This is a genomic window from Paenibacillus contaminans, assembly GCF_003285015.1.
GTDB lineage: Bacteria > Bacillota > Bacilli > Paenibacillales > NBRC-103111 > Paenibacillus_V > Paenibacillus_V contaminans.
In genome coordinates this window covers 61,673-73,595 of the sequence record NZ_QMFB01000013.1, presented here as the reverse complement: position 1 = coordinate 73,595, position 11,923 = coordinate 61,673, and the positions used below count along the sequence as shown (strand labels likewise).

Below are 11,923 nucleotides of genomic sequence, written 5' to 3'. Positions count from 1 at the left end.
GGAAGTCCCCTTCCTGTCTTCGTTGCTCCTCCTCCTTCCGCAGGATTGACGCCCCTCGTTAAGCGGACCGCAAGAGAGACAATCACGAATGCGAGGGAGAGTTGAGCGGGGATGGACCGAAAAGCGACGATATTTACCAAAATCGTCAGTATGATCATCGGCATTTTGCTGCCGGTCGTGCTGCTGTTCGCGTTGTCGAACCATACGGCGGTTCAGGTTATTGAAAATGAAATGCGAAGGAATAATTTGAGCCAGCTCCAGTTTCTGCATCAGCAGATGGAGGAGAAGGTAAATCAAATTTCCATCAACGCCATTACGATATCCAACGACGCCGCTATTCGGGAGCTGGAATTTCAGCATCAGGACGGGTATTCCTTCGACCGGCAAAAGCTGCTGCGCATGATATTGGACAACATTACGCTGCATTCCGGAATTAGCGGCTGGAATACGGATATAACCGTGTTTTCGCGTATGACGAAGGAAATCGTCTCGACGTCCAATTCTTCCGTTTATTACACCGAGGAGCAGCTCGTGAAGGAGATCGCCAAAGGGTGGAGGTTTACGAAGGCCGAGAACAGCAAGGTGCTTGCGCCGGAGTTCGTCTGGTATTCGGTTCATCCGATTACGGCTTTCGCCAATCCGGCGGATGCGAGGCTGATCGTCCGAACCTCGTTCGCGCCTTCCTACTTGCAGGACATGCTGGATCAGTACAAAGCGGACGGGCAAGGCGATCCTTTTCTGTACCATCCGCAATTCGGCGTCATCGCCAACCGGACGATCAACCAGGCGAGCTCGGACGATTTGATCCGCAAGCTGGACGGCGAGGAGCTGAAGGCTTCGTCGATCCATTTTTCCGCCGAAATGAGCGGCAGAGAATATTTGGCGAGTTATATGGAGCTGAGCAGCCTGGGCTGGTATTTGGTCGATTCCGTCCCGAAGGAGGATATTTTGTCGCCCGTCACCAAGACGCGTAATTTGTTTTACGGCTCCACAGTGCTTTTGCTGGTGCTAAGCCTGCTGGCTTCGTATACGCTGTACCGTACGGTGCAAGCTCCTATTCTGGCGATCGTCAGGCACGTGCAAAAAATCAAACGGGGCGACTACGGCGCGCGGTTGAAGCTGCAGGGCGGAACGGAGTTCGTCTTCCTGATCGAGCGGTTTAACGAGATGACCGAACAAATCCAGGATTTGCTGGAAAAAGTCGTCGCGGAGCAGATCCGCTCCCGCGAAGCCGTGCTTAAACAGCTGCAATCGCAGATCAATCCGCACTTTCTGTACAATTGCTTGTTCTTCATGAAGAACATGGCGCGAATGGGCGACGAGGAAGCCATTGTGGCGATGGCGCTGAATCTTGGCGATTATTTTCGCTACACGACCCGGTTGAGCAACCAATCGGCTACGCTCGCGGAGGAGCTTTCCGTCATCGTCAATTACTTGGAGATTCAAAATTTGCGCATGCGCAGAATCGAATATGAAATCGACATGCCGGAGCCGATGAAAGAGCTCGTCATTCCGCGGCTTTTGCTGCAGCCGCTGGTCGAGAATGCAATCCTGCACGGGATCGAGCCGAAGGAAGGCAAAGGAACCGTAAGGATTACGGGAGTCGTACAGGACGGCGAATACCGTCTGTTTATCGAGGATAACGGCATTGGGATCGACGACGACAAGCTGGAGGAATTGCAGAGGGCCGTGAACCGCGGCGAGAACGAGATGGAGAACGGCGGCGGTTATGGTAGCGGCAGCAGCGGAAGGAACGGCAGCGATAATAGCGGCGGTAACGGAAACGGCAGCGGCAATAGCAACATCAGCGGGAATCGTGGCGGATCGAGCTTCGGACTATGGAATGTCAATCAGCGGATCAAGCTTACGTTCGGCAAAGGTTCGGGTTTGTTTTTCGCGCACGGCTCGGAAGGCGGGTTAAGCGTTATGATTATTTTGCGGCTGGGGGAGGAAAATTCGCATGTTTCAATTGCTGATCGTGGATGACGAGCCTTCGGTTGTCGATACGCTAGCCCATACGTTTCCATGGCCGGAGCTCGGCATCGAAGAGGTGCTGTGCGCTTATTCGGGACGTCAGGCGCTGGAGCTTGTCAAAAGACATGTCATCGACATCGTCATTACGGATATCCGCATGCCGGGTATGGACGGCATTCAGCTGATCGAGCAGATCCGCAAGTTTTCGACAAGCACGCAAATCGTCATCCTGACCGGCTATGAGGAATTCGGCTATGCAAAACGGGCGCTCCAGCTCGATGCGGCGGATTATTTGCTTAAACCGGTCAGTGACGAGAGCCTGACGGAAACGATCCGGAAGCTGACGCGGAAACTGACGGTGCAGGGGGAGGAAGCCGCTTTGCATCAGCGGGCCGCCCAGCTGCTTCGCGAGCATCAGCCCGCGCTGAAATCGGAGCTGCTGGCGAAGCTGCTCGAAGGCGGCAGCTGCGGCGATGCGGAAAGCTTGCCGCTGATCGACATACCGTTCGCTTCGGGCGAACAGGTTACGCTCGTATTGGTGCGGTTGGAAGGGCAGTTCGCCCAATACAACCGGCGGGACCGTTTATTGATCGAGTATTCGATCGTTAATATGGCGGAGGAGACGTTCGGCTCTTTTTATCAGCTATGGACCTGCAGGGACAGGCATGATTACATCGTGCTGACGCTTTGTCCGAAGGAGATATCCGAAGACGGGGATGATGACGCTTTGCTTCCGCGCTTGTGCAGCCAATTGCAGAGCCATGTTGCGCGCTTCCTGCATGGAGATGTATCGATCGTGGTCGGCAATCCCGTCGCATTTCCCGCAGGGCTGGCCGCCGGCTACCAATCCGTAGTCAAAACGATGCGCAGACGAATCGGCAAAGATGTGGGCTTGCTGATGACCGTGAACGATATTATCGAGAACCAGTCGGTTCCGATTTTAAAAACGCTGCATGAACCGCCGTCCCTGTTGCACCTCTTCGAAGCGGGAAGATGGGAGGAGGTCGGCAGCAAGCTGGGCGCGGTTTTCGACGAGCTCGACCAGGTGTGGAACGATTCGCCGGAGCTGCTGGCGGAGCTGTATCACGCCGTCGCATTCGCCTGCTACCATTATGCGCATACGAATGGGGAAACGCTGAGCCAGTTGTTCGACCGAATCGGCGAAACAGACGGCATGCCGGAGCATGCGAAGCTGCTCTCGGTCAACCGGATGCGGGAATGGACGTTCAGGCTGTGCCTCAAGCTTTCCCAGGAAAATACGGAGGATATCCGGAGCTCCCGGGCGTCGGTGATCAATCAGGTTAAAGACTATATTCATACGCATTTGGCCGATAACGTATCGCTGTACGCACTGTCCGACCAGGTCAATCTTCATCCCGTTTATTTGTCCAAAATATTCAAGCTGGAAACCGGCGAAGGCATCAAGGAATACTCGCACCGGCTGCGGATGGAGAAGGCCGTTCATCTGATCAAAAACAGCGATTTGAAAATATACGAAATTACGAAGGAAGTCGGCTATTTGAACACGCCGTACCTGATCAAGGTGTTCAAGAAGGAATTTGGCGTAACGCCGCAGGAATACCGCGACAGGCATATCGCCTTCCAGGCGGACAAATGATTTTTACTCTTGGGGGAGGACTACGAAAATGACTGACATACGCATACATGTGAAGGAACAGCTCGGCAAAATAAAGGCGCTGCACGGCGTAAACAACGGGCCGGTTTGCTACGGCTCGCTGATCGACGTTACGGATTATTACCGCGAGGCGGAGATTCCGCTTGTCCGCATCCACGATCCGAACTGGCCGCATGCCTGGGAAGTCGATATTCATACGATTTTTCCCGATTTCAGCAAGGATCCGGCCGATCCGGCAAGTTACGACTTCTCGCGTACCGACGAGTATTTGCAGACGATTCTCGATGCCGGAGCCAGAATCGTTTACCGGCTTGGCGAAAGCATCGAGCATACGAAGAAGAAGTATTATGTCCATCCGCCGGCGGACTATGGCAAATGGGCGCAAATTTGCGTGAACATCATCCGGCATTATAACGACGGCTGGGCGGACGGGTTTCATCACGGCATCGATTATTGGGAAGTGTGGAACGAGCCCGATTTGGACGAACGCATGTGGTCCGGGACGCCGCTCCAATTGTATGAATTGTACGAAGCGACCGTTAAGGCGATCAAAGCTTACAATCCCGCCCTCAAAGTCGGAGGGTATGCGGCGGCGCGGCCGAAGCTGCCTTTCCTGACCGGCTTTCTGGATTTCTGTCAGGAGCGGGAGCTGCCGATCGACTTCTTCACTTGGCATACGTACACCGGCGACCCGCACAAAATCGTCGAGCATGCGTTTCACGTGCGGAATGAGCTGGACCGGCACGGTTATACGGAGACGGAAAGCCATCTGAATGAATGGAACTATTTGGAGTCGGATTTCACGAAAATTTGGACCCGCGGCAACGAATACGTGCGCAAAAGCAATTTCGATAAGCAAAAAAGCGCATTCGGTGCGGCTTTCACCGGCACGGTGCTCACCCTGCTTCAGGATTGTCCCGTTGACGAAGCCAATTACTACGACGGGCAGCCGACGGCGTTGTTCTGCGGCCTATTCGACTACCACGGCGTCCCGCAAAAAACGTATTACACGTTCAAGGCGTTTCAGCGGATGACGAAGCATGCCGACCGCGTACGGTCCGACGTGAGCGAAAAAGCGCCGAACGTGTACAGCTTGGCCGGTTTAAACAGCGATGGGGGCGGGGCTGCGCTGATCACAAGCTTCGGCGGGAATGCGCGCCTGCACAGCATCGCGCTGGAGGGGCTCGACGGGCCTTGCCGCCTGAAAGCCTACACCGTGGATGACGATCACCGGCTCGATCTCCGGGAGGAACGGATCGTCGAAGGCGATGCCGTCTTCGAGCGGTTCCTGCCCGCCGCCAGCGTCACGCTGCTGGAGTGGACGCCGGTGAAGTAATAAAAAGCCTGCAGCAAGCGGATGTCCGCGGCTGCAGGCTTTTTGATTTTGTATAGGAAATTACTACAGCGCATGTAAGCGGCGAGCGATAGGGAAAGGCCTGCGTCAAAGATTGAAACCGGCAAGGGTCTTCTTGTTACCTGCGTAAAAGAAGGGGGACTCTCTAATGTTTGGATGGGGCACCGTTTCGATATTACGAACGCACGGTGTTATAGGGACGCAAATCATCCAACCACGAATTGACTTTTGCCTATAAAAACAGCTTATACTTTGTATATACCATTTTTAGTAGGAGGCTCAACCATGGTTAAAATTCATAAGTGGAGTAATAGTTTGAGCATTCGATTTCCGAAGTCCCTTGCCTTGAAGGTCGGTCTTATAGAAGGCTCCGAGGTCGATCTCGACGTAGAAAACGGTCACCTTGTCATTAAGGCAAGGTCCGCAAAGCTGGATGAGCTCCTTGCGCAAGTCACGCCAGAAAATCTATATAATGAGGTAGTCACTGGCGAGCCGCAAGGACGGGAGTCATGATGATTCCGTATGTGCTGGATCGCGGTGACTTGGTTGGGTTGCAATTCAACCGGCAAGCTGCCTCTCCGATCAGGTGAAGAGTCTCGACAGGCATCATTCATTTGGAAAGTACCGGACGAGACGCTGGCTGAGGTAGTTTCAAAAATGAAACTACTGATTTGCCAAGCATACCTACTACTTACAACAGGAATAATATGGTATACTCCATATAACATGATAGAATGGCTTGCAAGGGCGGCTGGCTAATCCCCTGAAAGGGGGTGATGCCTGTGGAGACATACCAAGCATTGACGCTGATGATTTCATTCGCGACCTTGGTTGTGTTGATCCTCAGTTTCCATAAAAGGAAATAGACCGCCCTTGGGATAAGTGCGCGGTCTATTTCTGATCCTCGTCTTAAGCCACCGCCCTTAAAAGCGGCTATTGTGTCCGGAGTGCAGACGTTCCAGCGCCTGCACTCCTATTTAGTTTATGGCTATAAACAATAAGTTTATACTTCTTGCCTTTATCATACCGTACAAAAAAGGTATTGACAATACAAATGTATATATTTGTATTGACATCTACGCACAATTCCTAGGCTTCCTCAGCCATCTGCGGAATCGGTCCGGTTGTTGTTATACGCACAATGAGTCTCCCCCTTGTGTTGCGATTTTCTTGTCACCAAGCCTCACCTCCCAACTGATTCCTCCTCCTACCATCCGGATCCTCAAAGCGAAATAACACGTTTTCAACATTCCATACGCCATTCTAAAGGTTAAAAAAACGCAATATCCAAGTTAAAAACCTGTTATTTCAATCCCTCCGGCCGGACTTTATACTGAGGCTGCAATCTGGAAGCCCCGCACTTTTTGCTAGGATCACATGCTCAAAAAGCAGGCTTATCGGCATCAAAGAAAAGGGAGAAGGAGGAGCGGATAACAGCGTTTTATCAGAAAGTATATCGAAAAAGCGGCTCTAGCTAATCTTTGGTAAACGGGCTTATCCTTTAAAGACGAGCAGCCGTTTATCCTTGGAAATGGTGCAGCCGGCCGGCAAGCGATCAAAACAAGGAGGCCAATCGAATGTGCAAACGACTGTCCAAGACGGGAGCGGCTGCAGGCGCAGCCATCCTGTTTATTCTGTTGTTGGGCCTATTATCCGAACGTCAGGCGGAAGCCGTCACGGCTAGCGTATATGGCGTATCGCGGCAGGATCCGGGCTTTACTTACGGGCCTGCAGCCCGAGATTGGGTGGATACGGCGGATTACTACTTTTTGGAGAACGACCATGTGAAGTTTACGGTCGGCACGGTTAGGCTGAGCACCATGAGCACGACCGACTACAGCCCGAATGCGTCCGGCAACGACAAATGGGGCTCTTTGACCAAAGGCAGCATGATGGATGCGGCCCCGAAGCCCGGCATGCGCGACAATTTGGATTATACGGAGTTTGTTTTAAGAGAGGATCTTCATAGGACGTGGTGGTACCCGACCGAAAAGCTCGAGATGGAGACGATCGGCTTCGAAGGCGATGCGATCAAGGCAAGCGGGGACTGGGACAGGAACAATGCGATCAAATCGTCGGTCCGCTACTCGGCTGTGGAAAATACGCCGCTGATCAAAATGGAGCTTAAGCTGACCAATCAAAGCGCCGCCGGCTTTAGCGGTTACTTGGGGTATTTTATCGACTCGGACGAAGCGGGCGAGCAGCACAGCTATGTGCCGGGTTGGGGATGGCGGACTGCACAGGCCAATCAATGGATCGAGTCCGGCTGGAATCGAAATTACATTTTTAACGGCGTCAAGGACAAGTTCACCGGCCGAACGGCCCATGCGGTCATCTGGCCCCAGCAAAACCAGCCTGCTGCGCTTGTGCCGGAAGGCTACATCCAAGGGGTGTGGTTTGAAGCCGATATGGCCGTTGGGGAGAGCAAAACGCTCGTCTTTTATCACCTTCCGCATATTGCAGGTCCCGCGGATGCGCCATATGAGGCCGCCGAGTTTTGGGCGAATATGATTTGGCAGGGAAGCGACCTTTCCCAAGCGGGCATGGTCACCGGCACAGTAACCGATCACGAGGGAGCGGCCATTCCGAATGCCGAGATCCGGGCGAAAGACGCTGCGGGCAGGACAGTCGCGAGAGCGGTGACGGACGGCGCAGGCTTTTATCAGCTATACACGCTGCAGGGCTCTAATTATACGATCGAAGCCGTGAAAAGCGGCTACTGGCCGATGGCAAGAAGCGCGAATTTGGCCGATTCGGACAGGGCGGAAACGAACTTGAGTCTGCTTCTCTCGACAATGACGCCGGAGCTTCCGGATGCGGTTGACGCCATAGCCCGAATAGGCCGCGGCGAGCCCGGGTTTACCTACGCCCCTGCTTCGAGAGACTGGGTGGAGGGGAAAGACTATTACCTATTGGAAAATGACGAGGTTAAGCTGACCGTCGGAACCGACCGGCTCGCTACCCCGCATCCGACGGACTACAGCGATAATATTTCGGGCAATAACAAATGGGGAACGCTGACGCCCGGCCATATGATGGACGCGGCGCCCAAGTTCAACAATCGGGAAAATCTCGACTATACTGAGTTCGTGCTTAGTCCGAACGTAGGCCGGACTTGGTGGTATCCGTACGAGAAGCTCAGCTTGCCGGATATTCAGGTGAAGGAGCGGGCGATCGTTTCCAGCGGGGCCTGGGAAACCGACCCGAATGTCAAAGCCCAGGTCACATACTCAATCGTAGAAAATTCGCCGCTGATCAAAATGAAAATCAAGCTCACCAACGAGGGAGCCGCCGCTTTTTCCGGTAATTTGGCGTACATCATCGATCCGGAAGAAACGCTGGAGCAGATGAGCTACGTGCCCGGCTGGGGCTGGAGAGGCGGCCAGACTAGCGAATATATAACGTCCGGCTGGAATAAAAACTACATTTTTAACGGCATCCAGGACAAATACACCGGCAATACGGCCCATGCGATTATTTGGCCGGACAACCAGCAGCCGAGCGCGCTTATTCCCGAAGGTTACATAACGGGCGCCTGGTTTGAGGTATCGCTCGCTCCGAACGGTACGAAAGAGCTCGTCATCTACCAACTTCCGCATAATCCGTCTTCGGCTTACGAGTCGTACCAAGCGGCCGAGTTTTGGGCGGATGCGGTCAAGAACGGCGTCGATCCTTCGACGATTGGAAAAATCACCGGAACCGTAACGGACGCCGCCGGCCTGCCTGCCCAAGGGGTAGATATCGTATTCGAAACGCAATCCGGCGGCAAATACGCTGCGGCAACGACGGACAGCCGGGGGATGTACAGCGTTTATACGGTAACAGGAAATGTATACGGCCTTCGCGCGACGAACGGAACGGAGTTATACGTGCTGACGGATGCCGCGTGGCTTGCGGGTAAGCATGCCCAAGCCGATTTTACGATGCCCGCGCCGGACAGAGAAACGGTCGCCGGGGTGACAAGAGGGGATCCGGGTTTTATTTATGAAGGAACCTCCCGCGACTGGTGGCCGAAAAACGACTATTACTACATCGAAAGCCCCGAGCTGAAGTTCACTGTCGGGACGGTAAGAACGGCGGGCATGGATCCCGTCAATTGGACGAATGACGCTTCCGGGAACAACAAGTGGGGAACGCTGACGCCGGGCCATATGATGGACGCGGTTCCCAAGCTGAACGGCATCGAAAATATGGACTTTACGGAGTTCGTTCTTAGCGACGATCTAGGCGTCACGCCGGAGGACGAAGCGAACGGCAAACATATGGAATGGTCCTGGTTCCATCCGCTGACTAAACTTGAACTGCCGGACATCAGCCTCGACGGCCGCAGTATAGTTGCAAACGGTGACTGGGATCGCGACGAGCGGATGAAATCGTCCGTGCGTTACTCCATCGTTGAAGGCACGCCTTTGATTCGGATGGAGATTACGCTGAACAATCAAACTGGCGCCGATTTCAACGGCAGCTTCGGTTACATTGTAGACCCGGACCAGCCTGGCGAGCAGCATAGCTACGTGCCGGGACGAAACTGGGTGTTTAATCAGGAGAAAGAGCCGATTAAAGACGGCTGGACGGACAACTACCTGTTCAGCGGCATCAGCAATTCGTTTACGGGCAAAACGGCGCATGCCGTCATTTGGCCGCAGGAGCAGCAGCCGAGTATTCTTATTCATGAGGGCGTTTTTGTCGGGGCATGGTTCGAAGCGTCGATCCCGAACAACGGGAGCAAGCAATTCGTCGTTTATCATATGCCGCATATTGCCGGTCCTGCCGACAAGCCTTATGCGGTAGCGGAGTATTGGGCAAAGTTTATCAGAGAGCATGGGAATGCCGAGGATTACGGCAGCATTTCCGGTACGGTGAAGGATGAGGCGGGGGTGCCGCTTGCTTTTACGGAGGTTGTGAGCAAGGACGGCGGCGGGAATGTGTACGCGAGGGCTGTGACGACTGCGGACGGACGCTACCAGATTTTTGCGGAAAAGGGCGTATACGAGGTCAGTCCGGTCAATGACGCTTATTTCGCGCAGAACCTGACCGTCGAAATCGGGGACGAGCGAAGAGTACGGGCCGATTTTCAGCTGCAAAAGGTTGCCGATGTCGCAGTGGCTTTGCCGTCCGGCATTACTGCCGGCACGCCGTTCGAATTTACGGTAACCGTGCATAATGCGACGTACGAGGCTTTGAATCAAGTTGAAGTCGATGTGATACCTCCGTATTTTGTACAGCTTTTGGGGGACGGGAAGGTCGTCATTCCAGTTGTCGATGCGATGGCGCAAGCGGAGATCAAGGTCAAAGCGGTCGCGCTGGAAGGCGGAAGATCGGCTATCCAAACGCACGTGTCTAACGATTTGTTCAGCCTGACGAGAAAAACGAGCTTTGACGTGACGGGCGAAGGTTTTTACGCCGGCGACAGCCATTCTCACACGAAGCATTCGGACGGGGTTCACACGATCGCGGAAAACTCGGAACGCGTTTATAACAAAAGGCTGCTGTCATGGGTTTGGAGCACCGAGCATAACAAAGACTCTCACAAGCCGGATGCGGAAGCCGTTTCGCAGAGCTATGGCGGCCGTTTTCTTAGCCTGGCGGGCACGGAAGTGACCACACCTGTCGGCCATGCGCTAGTGTATGGAATGGACAGCTTGCCGAGATTCGATATCGACAACTCAGGCTCCGGCTACAGCTGGCAGGACAGCATCGACGACATAACGGGACAGGGCGGACTTGTGTATATTGCGCATCCGTTTGAGCAGACTTTTTTGTTCCAGAATCCGTATCAATGGAGAGGTTTTACGGGCGTCGAGGTATGGAACGGAACTTGGCATGCGCTGGATAACGGCGTGAACGAGAAGGCGTTCAAATTTTGGGATGAAATCAACATTCGCGGCGATGCCAAATATTACGGGATTGCCAACACCGACGCCCATACGCGGGATAAAGTCGGCGACACGTACAGCAAGGGATGGATGCCGAGCCTGACAAAAGCGAATGTGCTCGAGCTGCTTGGAACAGGCGGATTTTACGGGACGAACGGTCCGGAAATCCGATTCGGCATCGGCGGAATCGAGATGGGCGGCACGTTGAAGCTGGAGGAGGACGGCATGGCGCCGTTCCGTATCGAAGCGTACGATCCGAACTCCAGTCTAACCCGCGTTCGCGTCATTAAGTATCCGGTAACGGGAAATATCGCGGACTACGCGCAAAGACAAATCGTGTTCGACGAGGATTTAACGGGACAAGGACTGCGTTCGTTTGTTCAAACGATTTCTTTGCCGGTAGCGGATAAAGAGTTTTATCGTCTGGAGGTTTTCAGCGAGAAAGCCAATGAGAACAGCACAGGGATTGGACCGCTTACAGGTACGGGATTCGCTTTCTCCAATCCGGTATGGGTGGAGACGGCCGACAATACGAATGCGGCGGCTATCGAAGGCCTCGTCTACAGCAGAGGCGGTCAGGTTGAGGTCTCTAGCCGCTTCGGCGTCGATCGGCTGACTGTGCAAGCGGAGACGTTCGATCCGGAGAAGCTGATCGTAACGGTAAGCGGAGGTGCGGCTGTAACGTCGAAGCACTATGCCGAGCTGATCGTCGGCCCTCCCGCCCTTGGAATGCTTAAGTTGACCGTAACCGCGAAGGACGGCTCGACCCGGGAATACGAGTATTTAGTTTATACCGGTCCGGATGGCGAAGACGGCAATGGTAATGGTAGCGGAAACGGTAATGGTAACGGAAACGGTAATGGAAATGGTAATGGTAACGGTAATGGTAATGGTAACGGCAATGGTAATGGTAAAGGTAATGGACACGGTAATGGCAAAGAAAAATAGCAATGGCCCAAACCAGCATCAATAGAGCGGGGACAGCGGTTGTATTTCTGAGACTGCTGCGGATATCGGGATTGATCTAGTATTGTAATAAAGCCTGAGCGGCACTCTGCTGAAAAAGGAGTGCCGTTCAGGCTT

The 11,923-nt window shown here is 53.7% G+C and carries 6 protein-coding genes; all 6 read left to right on the top strand.

Going from position 1 to position 11,923, the window contains the following annotated elements:
* The first annotated feature begins 111 nt into the window (after positions 1 to 111).
* A complete protein-coding gene (locus DQG23_RS21630) occupies positions 112 to 1,986 on the top strand; it encodes a sensor histidine kinase (RefSeq protein WP_113032966.1) in 1,875 nt (624 codons plus the stop codon).
* Entirely contained in the window at positions 1,961 to 3,592 is a 1,632-nt protein-coding gene (locus tag DQG23_RS21625; protein ID WP_113032965.1) for a response regulator, read from the top strand. The genes DQG23_RS21630 and DQG23_RS21625 overlap by 26 nt, the downstream gene beginning before the upstream one ends.
* 28 nt (positions 3,593 to 3,620) lie before the next feature.
* Positions 3,621 to 4,946: a GH39 family glycosyl hydrolase gene (locus tag DQG23_RS21620; RefSeq protein ID WP_113032964.1), complete on the top strand. Its 1,326-nt coding sequence runs from the start codon at positions 3,621 to 3,623 to the stop codon at positions 4,944 to 4,946.
* 303 nt (positions 4,947 to 5,249) lie between these two features.
* Positions 5,250 to 5,477 carry an AbrB/MazE/SpoVT family DNA-binding domain-containing protein gene (locus DQG23_RS21615; RefSeq protein WP_113032963.1) on the top strand — a complete coding sequence of 76 codons (228 nt, stop codon included), beginning with the start codon at positions 5,250 to 5,252 and terminating at the stop codon, positions 5,475 to 5,477.
* A gap of 263 nt (positions 5,478 to 5,740) precedes the next feature.
* Entirely contained in the window at positions 5,741 to 5,830 is a 90-nt protein-coding gene (locus tag DQG23_RS43800; RefSeq protein ID WP_420330250.1) for a putative holin-like toxin, read from the top strand.
* A gap of 711 nt (positions 5,831 to 6,541) precedes the next feature.
* Entirely contained in the window at positions 6,542 to 11,788 is a 5,247-nt protein-coding gene (locus tag DQG23_RS21610; RefSeq protein ID WP_113032962.1) for a CehA/McbA family metallohydrolase, read from the top strand.
* Positions 11,789 to 11,923: the final 135 nt, after the last annotated feature.

Coding starts and splice junctions, on each gene's coding strand:
- DQG23_RS21625 (WP_113032965.1), top strand. CDS start 1,961: ATGTTTCAATTGCTGATCGTGGATGACGAGCCTTCGGTTGTCGATACG.
- DQG23_RS21610 (WP_113032962.1), top strand. CDS start 6,542: ATGTGCAAACGACTGTCCAAGACGGGAGCGGCTGCAGGCGCAGCCATC.
- DQG23_RS43800 (WP_420330250.1), top strand. CDS start 5,741: ATGCCTGTGGAGACATACCAAGCATTGACGCTGATGATTTCATTCGCG.
- DQG23_RS21630 (WP_113032966.1), top strand. CDS start 112: ATGGACCGAAAAGCGACGATATTTACCAAAATCGTCAGTATGATCATC.
- DQG23_RS21615 (WP_113032963.1), top strand. CDS start 5,250: ATGGTTAAAATTCATAAGTGGAGTAATAGTTTGAGCATTCGATTTCCG.
- DQG23_RS21620 (WP_113032964.1), top strand. CDS start 3,621: ATGACTGACATACGCATACATGTGAAGGAACAGCTCGGCAAAATAAAG.